Here is a 14,442-nt window from a genome sequence, read left to right on the forward strand (position 1 = left end):
AAATGAATTCCAGTCATACAATCGGATAAATGAATAGATTGAATGGAAAGTGATCAAAATAAATTTAGAATATTTACGCGAGAGTAGGAGAAACGATGCCGGATTGGATAGCAGTGGTATTGCGGACATTGGGCGCGATTATCATCCTGTTTGTATTGACAAGATTATTGGGAAAGAGGCAAGTAAGCACGCTTTCACCTTTTGAATACATAACGGGCATAACCATTGGGGGGTTGGCGGCCTCTATTCCATCGAAAACGGATGGCACTTGGCATTTGGGAATTGTTTCTCTGATTGTTTGGGTTTCGGTCGCGATTGGAATGGAGTTTTTACAGCTTAAAAGTAAGAAAATCAGAGAATGGATAGATGGAAAAACAACGGTCTTGATAAAAGACGGGAAAGTGTTGGAAGAGAATCTGAAAAAGGAACGGATCACCATTGATGAGCTGATGGCACAGCTTCGCAAGAGAAGCATATTTCACATTTCCGATATCAAGATCGCCGTGATTGAACCAGATGGTAATATCAACGCCTTTGTGTACAAAGAGTTACAACCAATCACGCCAAAAATGTTAGGTTTGAAAGTAACAAAAGAAGAGATCCCGTATGTGGTGATTGCGGATGGCATTATTTTAGATGAGGAATTGGCGAAACGAGGATTGACCCGCGAATGGCTTCAGGCGGAGTTGAAGAAGAAAAGCATCGCGTCGGAACATGTTTTTTTGGGGCAAGTAGACTCAGAAGGACAACTATATGTGGATTGTTATGATGATCAACATCAAGTCCAACAACCGCAGGAAAAAGCAAAATTGTTGACCACTTTGGAAAAGTGCAAAGCTGATCTGGACATATTTAGCTTGTCCACAAAAGACCAGCAAGCAAAAAAGTTATATGAACGGTATTCCCGACAACTCCAGCAAATGATTGAAGAGACAAACCACTAGAGTTTAACCACTCATCATTCGGTGGACGCAGCTCAGATCCACCCAACGAAAATCGAAACGAAGCAAGAGGCGAAAACATTATCCAAAGAACAAGTGAAAACCGTCGCTTTGAAGCAGTGCAAGGGAACCGTCAAATCCATCCAGCTGAAAAAGGAAAAAGGTGTCGACGTGTTCTATGTCCTCATCAAGGGGATGGACGGGAAAACCACCATGTGAAAGTGGACTCAAAAACAGGCAAACTTTGCCGATAGGTGGATAACTCCTTGTTAACAGGAAAATGATTCATCTAAGCCCAGATAGTTACTATTGAGTATATATAAAATCCCTCTTTATAATGAGAAAGGTTATTTTGAACCGGTTCAAAAAATCCTAAGCCGAATTCTGTGTAAACAGATACGGGGGAATGCAATCTTCTGTTGGGGTGAAGCAACTGTGATGGCAGTTGCCGGGAAATCTCCGAATCCCGAACCCGTCAGCTAACCTCGGAGGCAAAAAGGAGGAGGATTTGATGAAACGCTTGAAACAATTTCTGGCCAGCGGGCTCGCTGTCGGAGTGGTGTTTGGGGTGGCAATGGCACCTTACCATCAAGCGGATGCAGCCAATGCGCTATTAAAAGTTGGCCAAAAAAATAATGTTGCCTCAGTGAAAGATGTGCAACAACGACTCAAACAACTGGGTCTTTATAATAAAGATGTGACTGGCGTCTATGATGCCTATACCCGGGATATGGTCATCAAATTACAAAAGAAATATCACTTAAAATGGATTGATGGAATCGTTGGCCCGGAAACAACTGGCGCACTGAAAAAAGCGACTTTTTCCCAAGAAGAAATTGACTTGCTTGCCCGCGCCGTCTACAGTGAATCCCGCGGTGAACCGTATAAAGGTCAAGTTGCAGTGGCAGCAGTGATCTTGAACCGTGTTGATTCGGACATATTCCCCAATTCGGTAAAAGGTGTCGTTTACCAACCAGGAGCCTTTACCGCTGTTTCTGATGGACAGATTAACCTCAAACCAAATGATTCAGCATACAAGGCTGTATATCAGGCGATTCAAGGTGCGGATCCCACAAAAGGTGCTCTGTACTACTACAATCCTGAGACAGCATCCTCCAAGTGGATGAAAAATCGCTCCAAGAAAATGAAAACTATTAAAATTGGGAAACACGTATTTATGGAGTAATTCCTTTACCCTTGCAGAAAGCTGAATGAGGTTGTTGACAAAGAAGGTCAACAACCTTTTTGTTGAAAGGCAATAAAAAAACATTCCAGAGGAAAGCGTCTATGTTCAGGACGTAAATTTTATTTACAAGAAATTTATAGAGCGAAGCAAAAGCTCTGTTCAATCTACAACCCCTATAAATTAAATCTATCAATCAAACCGAGTCTAGTTACTAGATTCGGTTTTTTAAACTAGAATTGATCTGTGAAGATGCTCCGCAAATGCTAATTAAAAAAGAAACTACAATCCTCCTGAGAAAGCGAACAAGTAAAACAATACACTCATTAAAAAACAAAACACCTGATACTGTAGTAATAGTACAGCTGAGGTGTTCCCCTAATCTTTATAAAACTATGTCGTCTAATGCCTTCTAGCGTAAGGTACTTACCTTAAGTGTGTGGTCAAAATGTGGTCAAGCGGTGGTCTTGCCTAATTCCTGGTAAAAATGAGCTTCACATCGACTTCATCCTGCTTATTTTTATTGAACATTACTTAAACAATAAAATTAAACCAAAATAAGAACCATCTTTAATGATGGCCCTTAGCAATACTAGACGGGGTGAAAATATATCTTCCCCAATTACGTTACTTATTCCCATTCTTGATCTTTTGTAAGTTCTCCCGTTTCAAAGAAATGTTTAAAAGCTTTAATCATGTCCTTATACTCAACAAGATATCGTTTGAGTATGTCAGTTCCAACTTTTTGAACTGTAATGTTAATATGCTCTTCATCTTTCTTTGATACAGAAGGATTAACTAAATCTTCGCTGTAACCATCGTAATAATAGGAAACATAATATAGTCTAATTCCATTGTATTCGTCTCCCCCAGCAACCATTAAATCTCCGGCCTCATCGGAAAACAAAGAAACGTTATCAAGGTTGTATCCATCCACATGATCCAAGACTGATTTAATCTGATCCCAACTTGGATTAGATATTACTTCTTTTTCTCCTGGCTTTAAAATACGAAGTTTCCATTGACTCATATTTATACCGCACATTATGATATTATACTCAACTTGCTACACAGAATACTAACTATTAGAACCTATCAAAATATTAACTAATTAAATTTATTATAATTTGGATTGTTTAGCAACTAACCAACCATCCAACATTCCACTAACTGTTCTAGGACTAGTTGTTGTAATATATCTCTTACTAATAACGACACCGCCCTGTCCAATTTTAGTTAAGTAGCCTTTGCTTACATTTACATTTGCGTCAAAATGCCACCAACCTCTATAACCAGGTTTAACAGTCAACGTTGCATTATCAGTAACCGATCTTTGAATTGTCCAAGAAGCTCCTAAAGTGTTCTTGATAGCTTGTACATCTAAACCACTCACAGATACTGAGTAAGTAACTCCGCGTGTAGCTGAGTAAGAAATTGAATATGTTGCTGGGGAGCTCGTCTTATTTTCAACAATTCTGGATACTCGGCCAACCGCTTGTCTTGAAGTTGTGCGAACATCCTGGCGGTAGATTGCAACTGCTCCATTAACATCTCGTGTAGTTACACTGTTGTTTGCAGTATAATTACCTGCAGGTGTTTCTTGAATGGCTTGGTACTCTTCAATTGATACTTCACGTACAATCTGCCCATTTTCCACTTCATATACTGCTATAGTTTCGGAATCGGTTGGGGTTGGCAATCCATCAGGCGTTGACTCCTCTGCGTTTACTGATCCCCACGAACTTAAAATAAGAGAGAACGATAAACCTATTGCTGAAATAAATGGAACAACTTTACGCTCAAACAATAACAACGTACATCTCTCCTATACTGTTTTATTTCTACGTAAAAGCATCACCGCCTTTACGTTCCGACAAAGATTAAACATATGTCATCTTACTCCCTTTCTCACTTCGACTTCTCCCCAGATGATATAAACAACTCCAATGAGTAGCGTAATGAAACTTGCAATTGGCAACTCGCTCCCTAATAATCCAAGGAAATAAGGGAAATTCGATCCCACTTCGAATTTAGCATTTAAAATTGCAGCAGCAATATAACGAGTTGTAAATAAGATTGAAGATATCAGACAAAAGATTGATCCTGTCAAAATCCTGAACATACAAAAACCTCCTAAACGATTATTGATGAAATATCAAGTCAATCTTATCAGCATCAATAATTTAGTTCCATCCCTTTCAAAGACCATTCATTAGTTATTATATTTATGAATCGTTACAAAAGTTTTTCGAAATCCACAATTTTTACCTATGATTGCATCTTTATGAAAATAAAATCATAAATATCATAGGATAATAAAAATTATAAATATAAAAAGACAGTCTACATTGGTACTATTTCATATCCATCTAATACCTAGCCAACGGCTTTTGTTGGTGGAAACTTGTCCACCGCACATTATAGGCATTGATACAAAATGAAAACTTATTTAACCCTTTCTTTTGTTGCCACGACTGTTTGCATAAAATGAAAGACTCTTCCTTGCAATTATATGTAAAATAGGAGCCTTTTTTAATTTGTAAAAATGATTTCCTCAAGTATCAATTTATTTTTGCAAGTGCATCTAATGCCTTCTACCGCATTCTACTTACCTTAAGTGTGTGGTCAAAATGTGGTCAAACGGCCTAGTTTGGCCCTTTTCTAATTCCTGAGAAAAGCAAAAAACCGCGAAATCTCGCGGTTTGTCTTTGGTGGAGCATAGCGGGTTCGAACCGCTGACCTCTACACTGCCAGTGTAGCGCTCTCCCAGCTGAGCTAATGCCCCATATTCGATTGACTGCAAGATTTATTATATAAAGAGTCAAAGCGAATGTCAACAGATAAATTACCATTCCGTCCAATTTATTTTTCTGTTCAATGGTAAACCCTTTTCCCAACCGATGAAGCCCTTGAGAAAAGGGTTACATCCTCACGGTTGATCTCTGGCAATCGAATCATTCATGTAGGCTCTTGGGATGTGAATTTCTCTTTGATCTCCTTAATCGTCAGTTCCCCTTCCCTTAAAGCCCGGATCTCTTGCAACCGCTGCGGCGCGGTCACGCAATGATACCTTCTGGTCAAACGCGCCTCTTCCTGCTCAAAGGGAAGCATGCCTTCTTCCGTAATAATATTTGATCGTGCTGTATCGAATGCCAGATAATTGAACCAACTCGCTAATCGTCACATACTCCGCTTGCTGCGCAACGTTCCAACTTCTTTTACACGCCATCATCCGTCACCCGTTCATCATGTCGCCGCCGCTGCCGTCGTAACCGCCATCGCCGCTTCCACTTCCGCGATTTCTTTATCCACCGCTTCACCCACATGGTCCCAAGATTCGCACTTCGCAAAAATCGTCTCTCAACCGGCGCAACGTGGTATGATTTGAACAGGAGGTTTGACGATATGGAAAAGGTATTCATTCAATCTAAACCATTACAAGAAAAGGGCTTTATCCGATTTGATCTTCAACGGGAGTGGCAATATCCGGCGATGCGCCAAGAACTGGCCCAGTTGCAGCAAGCGTTTGCCGATCTGCCGCTCGATCCGTACGCACCAAACACAACCCGCTTCCGCCGGTATTCCCGCGCCATCATCTTGCCATGGAACGGCACCTTGCACTGGTTGCCCAACCATGTGCGGGAAGATGGCGTGGAAGTCTGCGAATATTTCCAGGGAACCTTCAATGCCGAGTATGTCGATGAGTATCGCGCATTTACGCCGCTCACCGAAGAAACCAAGGCCAATCCCCTGTTACATAACATCATCCAGTACGACTTCGCCCAAACGTTTTGGGATGCGCGCGACCTGGTGCTGCCCATCCACGTCGGCGTTCATTTGGTCAAGTTTGATGTCCGTCCGGGAGAAGAAGCGTTCGCTTCCCCCAACCACATCCACCAGGATGGTGAACCGTTCACCTTCGCCCACCTGATCACCTACCACAACGTGCAGGGCGGCATCAATGTCATCGCCCACACCGAATGCGCCGGGAAGCAGTTGGACGAGGTGTCCGAAAGCCAGATTCTCGACCAATTCCTGATGACGGAACCGCTGGACTCCTACGGGGTGTGCGACAAATTGGTCTGCCACTACGTCAGCCCCGTCACCTGCGGCCCGGACGACGAATATGCCGAGCGCGGCATGCTTCTCATCGACTACACGCCGACAGTCATTGCGATTACGTAGGGAAATCACAAAAACCCCGCGAAGATTTCGTTCTCCGCGGGGTTTTCTCTTTTAGAAAATCAAATCTTCCATCTCGATCTCATCCGTTTTCTTTTTATGCAATTCATCCTTATGCCACTGCAGATCGGCCACCGACACATTGTTCAATCGCATGGTTTCATCAAAGGAAAAGACCGCCACTCGCTGGCCCAGTTGATAATAAGATCGCTGCCACTCCGTTTTGACCGGTTTGCCAAACGCCTTGCCCACATCCGCTCCCGTGATCTTCCAAGGCTGGCCTTTTTGCTCCACTTCGATCCGCGACAGTTTATCCTGATGAAAGGTTAAGCTGATCAAGCGGTTTTTATATTCATAACGAATTTGCTTCATTTTCTTCTCTTGATCGTGTTCTTCCCATACCGTCTCTTTGCCGCATGTTTTCAATACTTTTTCATAAGCGGTACCCAAGCCGCCGCAGTCATACGCCAGCAAATCACCCGTCCCCATGCGTTGTTTTAACGCTTGCGCCGCTTTCACTCCCCCTGCCAAGGGCATTTCTTTGCCGGGTCTGGCCTGATATTTCTTTTGCGAAGTAGCCACAGGCTTGCCCGCTTTTGCGGTCACGCCGCTCCGTTCCAAGCGAATGGTGCGCAAGAACCGCTTATCTGGATCATAGCGAAAAATCACTTCATTATTGCCGACGGGATAAGCATATTCATAAATGTCATCATTGCCGGTATGCTTTAAGTCGTTAAACTCCTTTTTCACTTTGGAAAAGGGAACCGAGGCAAACGCGGGATCGGACACTTCCATCGCGGTCAAGACTTGATTCGTGAAGAGGTACGTAACCGTCCGCTTGGCTTCCCCTTTGACCCGCAGCTCCTGCTTCAACTCATACGGAGCGGCCGTGGATTGTGACCGCAACTGATACACGTGATTGGGGCATTCCTCCACCACTTTGGACCATGGGTCCCCCAATGCGCCGCAGTCGCCGTAGATCAATTCCCCTTTTTCCGCCAGGCGTTTCGTTTTCATCTCCACCGGTTCATTGCCGGCGATCCGCATCATCCAGGCATTGGTTTGGTCCTCAAATGCCATCAGAATGATCGTCAAGATCGCCGGTATCAAAAGTACAACCATGATGGTGGATAACCATTTGCTTTTTTTCTTCTGATTTTTTCCCATGTGTCTCCCTCCTTGCCGTCAACGGTTGGCTTGTTTCTGCTTGAACTCCCGTTTTATATAGCCAAATTGCTCATCAAACATGTCCGCCTTGCGCAGCCAGATATCTTGGCATTGGTTTTTGTCGTTAAAGTAGAAGGAGAGCTCTTTATCTTCAATCCGATATGTGAGAGAGTTGGACTTGGAACCAAACAGATCCGTTCCATTCTCCTTCGTCGGTTTGCCGAACACTTGCTTCACTTGTTGCGGCGTGATGTTTAACGGGGGTCTCTCCACGGTGGAATCGAAGGATTCTCCAGCGTTATAAGAATAAGAGTTCACGGAAATGGAAGCCAGCACCCCGCGATAAAACTTGGTATGGATCTCCCTGTTTTTATAACCGTAGTTCAGATATTGCGTCCCTTCTTCCATATTGTAACCCTTCGCGGAAACGCGCGTGCCGCACTTTTTATGTACGTCAGCCAAGCTGGTTCCCAACGGGCCGCAGTCATAGTTGATCATATCCCCCTTGCTGACCGCCGCCTTCAGCTTGTTCATGGCATCCAGTCCGCCGCTTGTTTCCTTGTGGGACGGTGCCCGGTGGATTTGGTTCAGATAGGTGTTTTTCTTCGCCAATGGAAACTTCCTGTTCTCATCTGTCAATTCAATCTGCAATAACTTCTGGTTATCCTTGCGCACCGTAAATCTCAATTCTTTTCCGTCTTCCAGTGCGTATTTGTAAGCAAGCGTTTTAACCTTGTCCTTCTCCGATTCCAAGGGCTTGTCACTCGTCGCTCCAAAGGTTCGCTTAATGTCGTTCAACGTTATGGATGAGAATGTGTTATCAATAATGACCATCCGCTTTAAATGCTCATTTTCAAAATAAAGTAATGAGACATAATGATCTCCCTTCGCGTAACCAAGCGTTTGGGTGGTGTAAGCGACATTGAACGTCTTCTGGCTCAACACCGGCTCACCGCAGTTATCAATCACCCCGCGCAGGGTGGAACCCAACGGGCCGCAGTTGTAATGAATCATGTTACCATCCGCGGCCAAGTGCTTCAATTGGTCTATCTCCGTCTCTTGTGCTTGCTTCATGCCCAACAGCTCATACACCCAGTTGTTTGTTTTGTCTTTATAGGCGGACAACACAATCGTCATCACAACCGGAATCAGAATCACCCCAAACAGAAATGAAAAGAACCGCTTCAAGCCTTTGCGCTTCGGTTTTTCCCGTTCGAGCGGCTCATAGTCCATCACGTCTTCAGTCGAATCTTTCATCAAATCATCGTTGATATCATCAGATACTAATCGACGACCCATCCGGTTCACTCCTTTGCCATGAATATCCTATTGCATTTCTTCATTCTAGCAGAAATTTAATCAGAAGACCGTTGCAAAAATTATAAAAAAGGCACCCTTTCCCATTAGGGAAGCGTGCCTTTTGTTCCAGTTCTCACTCTAAGAAAACGAGGCGACAAGGCCCCATTCGCGCCGGTCGCCCCGTTCCGTTCAAACTATTGATTCATGGTGTAACCCGCATCGATCAAGAACGACGCATTGCGCACCGATTGGTACATCCCGCGGTCGGCTTTCACGTATTTGACCAGTCCCAGTTCCCTCACGGCATCCGGTTCTTTGACATGGGCATTGGCCAGCGCTTCCGTCAGTTTCGACCGCAACTGGGCATCCATCTCCGGATGGGCGGCGATCGGCGAGCCCGGGATGAAATCGGATTGCCAAAGGACGGTTAAGTCGCCTTGCTTGATCTCCCCGGCTTTCAACAGCGCCTTATAGGTCAGGTCATCCATCACCCCGCCGACGGCTTGCCCGCTCAACACCGCTTTCGCCACGGCGGTGTGGCTTCCCATGAAGCGCGTTTCACTGAAGAATGTGCGGGATTGGATATGCAATAATTGAAAATGGGCGTTGGGGATCAAGTAACCCGACGTGGAGGTGCGATCCACAAAGGCGAACGGCTTTCCTTGCAGATCGGCGATGGACTGGATGCCATTGCTTTTGCGGGTCACAATCAAGCTGTGATACCCAATTCCCGTTTCGGGATAAGACTCCACCACCAACGGAACCGCCCCCAATTCTTTCTCCGCTTTCACATAGGAATAGGCGCCAAACAGCGCAAAATCGATCTTCCGCTCTTTCATCGCCGCAATGACGCTATCGTAGCTGTTGGGCATATACACTTCAATATCGACACCCAACTCTTTCTCCAAATGGGCGATCAGCTTTTCATAACGCTCTCGCATTTCTTCAGGGTTCCCTTTTGGCACGATTCCCATGCGCAGAGTGACATCACTCTTCGCACCCGCCAGGGTACTGCAACCCGTCACGACAACCACGAGAATGAGAACAGATAATAACCCGATAAGTCCCCAACGTTTCATCACTTCATCCTCCTGCGATAACAAGGATAAACTCCCTTGAAGTATATAGTGTAAGGGAAAACACCCAAAAAGACACGAGAAAATTCCCCCTTCCACTCCATGAATTAGGAGATTCATCCCGTGTTGTCACTTATTAAATCATGAACTGACCAGTCAAATCAATTCCCGTGACAAATAAGTATTTTTCTTGAAAAAGATAAAAGTGAGCTGTTTTCTTATAAAAACATTCACCTGGCTAGGTGAATGTGCTGAATTTATAGAACTCAATTTCAATAAAAATTGATTTCCTCATAGTCGATATCATAAATAAAGTTTTCAATGGATCCGATCCTGTCTTTGCTTAAGCTTTGCATAAATTCAATATAATGCATTCTCCATTCGGTCTCGGCCTCTTTCCCGCTTAAAACGATCGTTTCAAAATCCAGGAAATCACTCCGCAACTCCTCATAAAACACGATTTTCGCGAAGATAGCCAGTTCCATATCGCCAAATGTCTCAAAGAGCGCTTCGTACTCGTCTTCGAACAAACAATTGGAATCCAGCAAGTCTAAATAATCATGCAGTGAAAAAAAATTGGATCTGATGAGTTGAACTTTGTCTTCTTTTTTTTCACATTGCATGATTTCTTCAACTAATAATCGCAAGCGGACATCACTCATCCTGTCTGCCTCGCTTAATAACAGCACAATGGATTTTGGCTTCTCTTCTTTTTCCGTGATGATGACGGTTTCCAGACTGTTATGATTGGCGGCGTTGACAACTCTCTGTATAAGATTGTCTCTGCATTGATTCATGTAGTCTGTGAGTTGAGGATCTGTTTTTAAATCGTGCTGCAATCGATCCATTGCTTCATGAATAGAGGAACTGATCTGAGACGCATTGAAATGAGTGAACAACCGATTTAACTGGTTATATTGATAGGCTGAAATCTTGACCTGATTTGCATCCCTCCCTGATAAAATCGAAAAAACCGAATTGTTTAACATCAACTCAAATATGTTAAATAATTCGATTCGGTAGTCAAACCTGCAGGCCTTTCCAAAGTCGGCCAAAAGATCCAGTAGGTCCTGTCCGTTAAAAAAATGACAAAATCGCGTCTCCATTTTTAGACGCTCTAAATATTGCCTGATATAAAAAACACCCTGCAGACGCATGTCATCAATCGCCAAAGGATAATCAATGCTGGCCATGGTGTTATGGGCATCAAAAATGATGCCGTATTTTTTCATGAACACAGGCAATGATTCCTCAATGGTCATGTTGTAGGCATCCACTGGAACATCCAATTTGTTTCTTTTGATTTCTTTGTAGAGCAGTTTCGTTTCTTCGAAGCACTGACTGACCAGATCAACCCCTTTTTCATATACTTTTCTAATATCAGCGGTTTTTAAATCAATAACGGCTATATCCGGTTGCTCAAAGCTGAGGGTATAAGCGTCTACGGCATACAAGATGGAAGCCATGATGCTCTCCGCAGTTTCAGAGGTGACAGAGGAACTTTCCCCCTGGGTATACCGTCTGATCAAGTCCTGCAGGACAAGAATCAATCCATGTTGTATGTTGTAAACTTCTTGGCTGCTCAGCATTCCCGCGCGCAGTCCTTCATTCAAGAGGGATATGGTATATTGGTTACGCTTCAGATTCGCCTTTCTTATCTTGCTCCGTGCGACCAATGCCGAAACATCTTTTAAGTTCTCAGATTCCAATACTAATCATCCCCTTCGAACAACGACTCACTGAGCAGTGCTTCTCTTCTGAAATTCTCGGCAAACTCTTCAAGTTTGCTTTTTAAAAGTTCCAAAGAACCCGCGCAATCATTGTCAAAGTAATCCTTCATGATATGAATCAGCTTAAAATCGCCGATCTTATCTTCCGTTTCGTTTCTTAAATAATAAAAGATCTCGTGCAACTCATTTAGCGTGGATGCATAATTTGCGTCATTGATATAAGGAGAAGCGCAAAAAACCTCAATTAATTCTTTCGTCACCTCAATGCCCAGTTCCACCCGTCCATAATCATGCAGCACTTTATTTCTGACGGCCATCATGTTTTGTACTTGATCGGGAGTTAAGATCAAGCCGTATTCTTTCGTCTTTTGATTCAATTCAAGTAATTCGCTCACAACTTTTTCCTGAATCGAACTGTTTATAGAGTTGAATATGCGGGATAAAAACATGGTAGCTTCCCTTCCTCCCTTATCAGCGCAACGCTTTTCGCCTCAGGAATGACGTTCATTTTTCGCCGTTAACCTCCTTCTCCCGGAATCGAATTTGCCGATAAATTAACTATTGACTTTCATCCGTTTTTATGTTATATTATATTTGGATTTTATATATAATTTCCGCTTCCTCTATAATTTATCCTATCATCTCTTTTGTGTCAAATATTTTTCTCTCGTTTAAAATATCTGATTTTTCATCATATTATGAAATATATCTTGTCGCTCAGTCCTTATGGATTAATCCATTAAAAAGTTCACCATTCTTAAAGTAGAACAAACACCTGACTAGGGCGTGTTTGGCAAATCGGGTTGACCATTGGGAGAAGGCGGAAAAACCATTCCCCAATGAGCAAGCGAATGGGAAAACGGTTTTGAAACCGCCGACAAATTTATCAGACACACCCTCTCATAAACGCTCTTATGCAAACCGATACCCTTCATTTTCCCCGTTGAAAATTCAGTTAAGTCCCTCGCGATTTTTGTGACAATCCACTTATCATATATCATTTGTCCACATAAATAAACTAACCAATCAATTATTATTTAATAATGTTAAGTAACCTTATGCTATAATCATCATATAGTGAGGTGATTTAACATGAAGTCATCTTCTTTATGCCCAAGAATGGAAAAGGCAATGAACATCATCAGCAAACGTTGGACAGGGTTGATTATTTATCAGCTTCTTTCAGGCCCTCAGCGGTTTTGTGGAATAGAATCCAACATTCCCATCAGCGGAAGGCTTCTATCCGAGAGACTGAAAGACTTGGAACATGAGGGAATTGTTAAACGAGCAGTATACCCGGAAACCCCAGTTCGCATAGAATACTCCTTAACCGACAAAGGACTTGCGCTGGAACCAATCATCAGGGAGATTGAAAAATGGTCACAAGCCTGGGTGGATGCGGAACAGGATTGAATAAGCCCATGTCAAACAAAAAGCCAACTCTCCCCCGTTGGAGAAGAGCTGGCTTTTTCATCCCCTGTTCGTCACCAGTGCCATCGTCAAACCAAACACAGACAGCATCAAGAAAACGTAAAGGACTTTTTGCGTGAGTGAAAAGTCAGATAGTTTACGCGGGAACAATGTCGTAAGTTTCGTCCAGATCACCATCGCCAATCCGACGCCCAATATATGCACCAGAAACGATTGCTCCAATAGCAGAGCGAAGATAAAAGCCAGGGTTAAAAGTCCCACTCCCCATATCCGACTTCTCGGGTCATCCACCATCGTCCGCTCCCTTCACAGTCCAGCTGATTTGGAATGCCATTTGGATTAGGAAGATTTACACTTATTTTCTCGTATCTCACGTTCCATTTCAATTATTATATGAAAGCAAAAAGCCCTGTGATCCATTTCACGGGCACACAGGGCGGGGGGCAAAAGCCGCGATTAGCTGTTGATGTAACGATCAAACACGAAACCGTAATCCGTCACGAGATAGCGATTTCTCGTGCTCGCAAGCCAATCAAAAGCGATTTGGTTCAATTCCTTAAACTGTTGGCTCAGTACGCCTTCCGTGCTTCTGATTTGGCTCAAGGTGGTTGAGGCCATTTCCAAGCTCTGTCTGGCAAAGCCCAACAGCGCTTCACTGTCGCTTTGTACGATGCCGATGCGAATCAACGCTTTGTAGAGGTCTTTCAACTCTTCCATATGCTTTTTATGTACGTCGATCGAGTACTCCATGTTTTTACCCAGCATGAATTTGATTTCCACGTCGATATCCATCATGCCGGCTGTCTCCAGGGTCACATTGGAGATTCTGTAGTTGCAATAATCATAGCGGCGAAGTGTGCGTTTTTTGCTCGCCGCGCTGGTTCCGTCCAGATGGATCAGCGCCTTGTTGGTAAAGCAATATTCATCCGCCTTCGATTTGATGAGGAAATAAATGCGCTCATTATCCTCATGCATCACATAATCATCGGTGTCGACTTTGTTATAATCTTCCGGTTTGATGACAATCCCGACATCACTTAAGCCCAGCACATCAGATGCCACTTTGCCAAACATGTTATCAAGCCCTTTCCTATTTCATTTTGGTGAGGCAGTTATCACATTCTAATCATTCTGCGGACATCTATTATACTATCATTCCACCTGCCTATAACATAGAACTTGTTTAAATTAAGCAATAATTTGTTTAAATATCGCTTTTTATCATATAAATCAAGACAAAAAAACCGACACTATCACTTGGGTTGCCCCTCATTTTTGGGCGATCTTCCGAAGCGCCACCTCCATTTCCACCGGTCGCACCCCCTGCACGATTTTTCTCAATCTCCCCATCACGACCGACGAAAATGGTGGTGGGAAGCGCACACCCCAAGATGATCGATTTTTTCATTTCCCATTCTCCCATCGTTTGATTC

18 protein-coding genes, 1 tRNA gene and 1 riboswitch are annotated in these 14,442 nt (G+C 43.5%); of the genes, 6 read left to right on the top strand and 13 right to left on the bottom strand.

What is annotated here, in order from left to right; translation table 11 throughout:
- The first annotated feature begins 95 nt into the window (after window positions 1-95).
- The 3 genes from ACFQNG_RS08030 to ACFQNG_RS08040 all read left to right on the top strand — a co-directional run bounded on the left by ACFQNG_RS08030 (window position 96) and on the right by ACFQNG_RS08040 (window position 2,127).
- Entirely contained in the window at window positions 96-944 is an 849-nt protein-coding gene (locus ACFQNG_RS08030; protein WP_379864394.1) for a DUF421 domain-containing protein, read from the top strand.
- Window positions 945-965: 21 nt separating this feature from the next.
- The gene (locus ACFQNG_RS08035) at window positions 966-1,160 is read left to right on the top strand and encodes a hypothetical protein (RefSeq protein ID WP_379864395.1); all 195 of its coding nucleotides are present in this window, start codon (window positions 966-968) and stop codon (window positions 1,158-1,160) included.
- Window positions 1,161-1,306: 146 nt separating this feature from the next.
- Window positions 1,307-1,450, top strand: a riboswitch (cyclic di-AMP (ydaO/yuaA leader).
- A 2-nt stretch (window positions 1,451-1,452) separates the two neighbouring features.
- On the top strand, window positions 1,453-2,127 hold the full coding sequence (locus ACFQNG_RS08040; protein WP_379864396.1) for a cell wall hydrolase: 675 nt from the start codon (window positions 1,453-1,455) through the stop codon (window positions 2,125-2,127).
- Window positions 2,128-2,755: 628 nt separating this feature from the next.
- On the opposite strand, the gene ACFQNG_RS08045 is transcribed toward ACFQNG_RS08040, so the two are convergent.
- From ACFQNG_RS08045 to ACFQNG_RS08065, 5 genes are all read right to left on the bottom strand, one after another.
- A complete protein-coding gene (locus tag ACFQNG_RS08045) occupies window positions 2,756-3,154 on the bottom strand; it encodes a hypothetical protein (protein WP_379864397.1) in 399 nt (132 codons plus the stop codon).
- A gap of 90 nt (window positions 3,155-3,244) precedes the next feature.
- Window positions 3,245-3,937, bottom strand: a complete 693-nt coding sequence (locus ACFQNG_RS08050) for a hypothetical protein (protein WP_379864398.1) — start codon at window positions 3,935-3,937, stop codon at window positions 3,245-3,247.
- A gap of 78 nt (window positions 3,938-4,015) precedes the next feature.
- Complete coding sequence (locus tag ACFQNG_RS08055; protein ID WP_379864399.1) at window positions 4,016-4,246, bottom strand: hypothetical protein; 231 nt, start codon at window positions 4,244-4,246, stop codon at window positions 4,016-4,018.
- Between the two features lie 587 nt (window positions 4,247-4,833).
- A tRNA-Ala gene (locus ACFQNG_RS08060) sits at window positions 4,834-4,909 on the bottom strand.
- A gap of 173 nt (window positions 4,910-5,082) precedes the next feature.
- Window positions 5,083-5,205: a hypothetical protein gene (locus ACFQNG_RS08065; RefSeq protein ID WP_379864400.1), complete on the bottom strand. Its 123-nt coding sequence runs from the start codon at window positions 5,203-5,205 to the stop codon at window positions 5,083-5,085.
- A gap of 79 nt (window positions 5,206-5,284) precedes the next feature.
- Between ACFQNG_RS08065 and ACFQNG_RS08070 the strand changes: the two genes are divergently transcribed.
- Window positions 5,285-5,512 carry a hypothetical protein gene (locus tag ACFQNG_RS08070; protein ID WP_379864401.1) on the top strand — a complete coding sequence of 76 codons (228 nt, stop codon included), beginning with the start codon at window positions 5,285-5,287 and terminating at the stop codon, window positions 5,510-5,512.
- A 17-nt stretch (window positions 5,513-5,529) separates the two neighbouring features.
- On the top strand, window positions 5,530-6,309 hold the full coding sequence (locus ACFQNG_RS08075) for a 2OG-Fe dioxygenase family protein (protein WP_379864402.1): 780 nt from the start codon (window positions 5,530-5,532) through the stop codon (window positions 6,307-6,309).
- Between the two features lie 51 nt (window positions 6,310-6,360).
- Here ACFQNG_RS08075 and ACFQNG_RS08080 read toward each other — a convergent pair whose 3' ends face one another.
- From ACFQNG_RS08080 to ACFQNG_RS08100, 5 genes are all read right to left on the bottom strand, one after another.
- On the bottom strand, window positions 6,361-7,473 hold the full coding sequence (locus ACFQNG_RS08080; protein WP_379864403.1) for a hypothetical protein: 1,113 nt from the start codon (window positions 7,471-7,473) through the stop codon (window positions 6,361-6,363).
- 18 nt (window positions 7,474-7,491) lie between these two features.
- Entirely contained in the window at window positions 7,492-8,772 is a 1,281-nt protein-coding gene (locus ACFQNG_RS08085; protein WP_379864404.1) for a DUF4309 domain-containing protein, read from the bottom strand.
- A gap of 194 nt (window positions 8,773-8,966) precedes the next feature.
- Window positions 8,967-9,851: a phosphate/phosphite/phosphonate ABC transporter substrate-binding protein gene (locus ACFQNG_RS08090; protein ID WP_379864405.1), complete on the bottom strand. Its 885-nt coding sequence runs from the start codon at window positions 9,849-9,851 to the stop codon at window positions 8,967-8,969.
- A 269-nt stretch (window positions 9,852-10,120) separates the two neighbouring features.
- Window positions 10,121-11,557 carry a DUF6179 domain-containing protein gene (locus tag ACFQNG_RS08095; protein ID WP_379864406.1) on the bottom strand — a complete coding sequence of 479 codons (1,437 nt, stop codon included), beginning with the start codon at window positions 11,555-11,557 and terminating at the stop codon, window positions 10,121-10,123.
- A gap of 2 nt (window positions 11,558-11,559) precedes the next feature.
- The gene (locus ACFQNG_RS08100) at window positions 11,560-11,973 is read right to left on the bottom strand and encodes a DUF6323 family protein (protein ID WP_379864407.1); all 414 of its coding nucleotides are present in this window, start codon (window positions 11,971-11,973) and stop codon (window positions 11,560-11,562) included.
- A 697-nt stretch (window positions 11,974-12,670) separates the two neighbouring features.
- On the opposite strand from ACFQNG_RS08100, the gene ACFQNG_RS08105 reads away from it, so the two are divergent.
- Window positions 12,671-12,991, top strand: a complete 321-nt coding sequence (locus ACFQNG_RS08105; protein WP_379864408.1) for a winged helix-turn-helix transcriptional regulator — start codon at window positions 12,671-12,673, stop codon at window positions 12,989-12,991.
- Window positions 12,992-13,048: 57 nt separating this feature from the next.
- Here the strand turns inward: ACFQNG_RS08105 and ACFQNG_RS08110 are convergent, their stop codons facing one another.
- From ACFQNG_RS08110 to ACFQNG_RS08120, 3 genes are all read right to left on the bottom strand, one after another.
- Window positions 13,049-13,300 carry a hypothetical protein gene (locus ACFQNG_RS08110; RefSeq protein WP_379864409.1) on the bottom strand — a complete coding sequence of 84 codons (252 nt, stop codon included), beginning with the start codon at window positions 13,298-13,300 and terminating at the stop codon, window positions 13,049-13,051.
- Window positions 13,301-13,465: 165 nt separating this feature from the next.
- The gene (locus ACFQNG_RS08115; RefSeq protein ID WP_379864410.1) at window positions 13,466-14,083 is read right to left on the bottom strand and encodes a PH domain-containing protein; all 618 of its coding nucleotides are present in this window, start codon (window positions 14,081-14,083) and stop codon (window positions 13,466-13,468) included.
- Between the two features lie 130 nt (window positions 14,084-14,213).
- Window positions 14,214-14,417, bottom strand: coding sequence for a hypothetical protein (locus ACFQNG_RS08120; protein WP_379864411.1), 204 nt, complete (start codon window positions 14,415-14,417; stop codon window positions 14,214-14,216).
- Between the last annotated feature and the right edge of the window lie 25 nt (window positions 14,418-14,442).

This window comes from Laceyella putida, from assembly GCF_042665195.1.
GTDB lineage: Bacteria > Bacillota > Bacilli > Thermoactinomycetales > Thermoactinomycetaceae > Laceyella > Laceyella putida.

Bases quoted from the DNA above. Each gene is read 5' to 3' on its own strand.
- ACFQNG_RS08055 (WP_379864399.1), bottom strand. From the start codon at position 4,246: ATGTTCAGGATTTTGACAGGATCAATCTTTTGTCTGATATCTTCAATC.
- ACFQNG_RS08030 (WP_379864394.1), top strand. From the start codon at position 96: ATGCCGGATTGGATAGCAGTGGTATTGCGGACATTGGGCGCGATTATC.
- ACFQNG_RS08105 (WP_379864408.1), top strand. From the start codon at position 12,671: ATGAAGTCATCTTCTTTATGCCCAAGAATGGAAAAGGCAATGAACATC.
- ACFQNG_RS08040 (WP_379864396.1), top strand. From the start codon at position 1,453: ATGAAACGCTTGAAACAATTTCTGGCCAGCGGGCTCGCTGTCGGAGTG.
- ACFQNG_RS08115 (WP_379864410.1), bottom strand. From the start codon at position 14,083: ATGTTTGGCAAAGTGGCATCTGATGTGCTGGGCTTAAGTGATGTCGGG.
- ACFQNG_RS08080 (WP_379864403.1), bottom strand. From the start codon at position 7,473: ATGGGAAAAAATCAGAAGAAAAAAAGCAAATGGTTATCCACCATCATG.
- ACFQNG_RS08090 (WP_379864405.1), bottom strand. From the start codon at position 9,851: ATGAAACGTTGGGGACTTATCGGGTTATTATCTGTTCTCATTCTCGTG.
- ACFQNG_RS08085 (WP_379864404.1), bottom strand. From the start codon at position 8,772: ATGGGTCGTCGATTAGTATCTGATGATATCAACGATGATTTGATGAAA.
- ACFQNG_RS08075 (WP_379864402.1), top strand. From the start codon at position 5,530: ATGGAAAAGGTATTCATTCAATCTAAACCATTACAAGAAAAGGGCTTT.
- ACFQNG_RS08120 (WP_379864411.1), bottom strand. From the start codon at position 14,417: ATGAAAAAATCGATCATCTTGGGGTGTGCGCTTCCCACCACCATTTTC.
- ACFQNG_RS08045 (WP_379864397.1), bottom strand. From the start codon at position 3,154: ATGAGTCAATGGAAACTTCGTATTTTAAAGCCAGGAGAAAAAGAAGTA.